Source organism: Novosphingobium sp. CCH12-A3 (genome assembly GCF_001556015.1).
Classification (GTDB): Bacteria; Pseudomonadota; Alphaproteobacteria; order Sphingomonadales; family Sphingomonadaceae; genus Novosphingobium; species Novosphingobium subterraneum.
Map to the genome: position 1 here is coordinate 1 of NZ_LSIA01000139.1, position 824 is coordinate 824.

Below are 824 nucleotides of genomic sequence, written 5' to 3' on the forward strand. Positions count from 1 at the left end.
CGACCTGATCGAGCATATCTGCGCCATGCCGCCGATCCCGACCGCGCTCGATGCCCTGCTCGAGCATTATGGGGTGACGGCGGTGGCCGAGGTCACCGGGCGCAGCAAGCGCCTCGTTCGTGATGGTTTGGGCCAGCAGCGCCTCGAGAGCCGCTCGCCGCGGACCAATCTTGCTGAAACCACTGCATTTATGACCGGGGCCAAGCGAATCCTGGTGTTCTCGGATGCGGGCGGCACGGGCCGCAGCTATCACGCCAGTCTCGATGCCAAGAACCAGCAGCGCCGGGTCCACTTCCTGCTCGAACCTGGCTGGCGCGCGGATCGTGCAATCCAGGGGCTGGGGCGCACCCACCGCACCCACCAGGCCTGTCCCCCGCTGTTCCGGCCCGTTACTACCGACTGCAAGGGCGAGGCGCGCTTCACCAGCACGATCGCGCGGCGGCTCGACGCACTGGGAGCGCTTACTCGCGGCCAGCGCCAGACCGGCGGGCAGGGGATGTTCGATGCTTCCGACAACCTTGAGAGCATCTATGCCAAGCATGCCTTGCACGACTGGTACGGGCTGCTCGCGATGGGAAAGCTCAAGAGCACCTCGCTCGCCGAATTCCAGCGGATGAGCGGGCTAGAGCTCACCGACCAGGACGGAATCTTGCGCGAGGACCTGCCGCCGATCCAGCGCTGGCTCAACCGCATCCTCGCCATGAAGATCGCCGTCCAGAACGCCATCTTCGATGAGTTCCTGACCCTTGTCGAAACCCGCGTCTCCGCAGCCAAGGAAGCCGGGACCTTCGATATCGGGGTCGAGACCGTGGCAGTCGAGGCCT

The 824-nt window shown here is 65.5% G+C and carries 1 protein-coding gene; it reads left to right on the forward strand.

Annotated elements, in window-relative coordinates:
* Positions 1-824: strawberry notch C-terminal domain-containing protein (locus tag AX703_RS11400; RefSeq protein ID WP_197423684.1), on the forward strand; the 824-nt coding region annotated here is incomplete at both ends.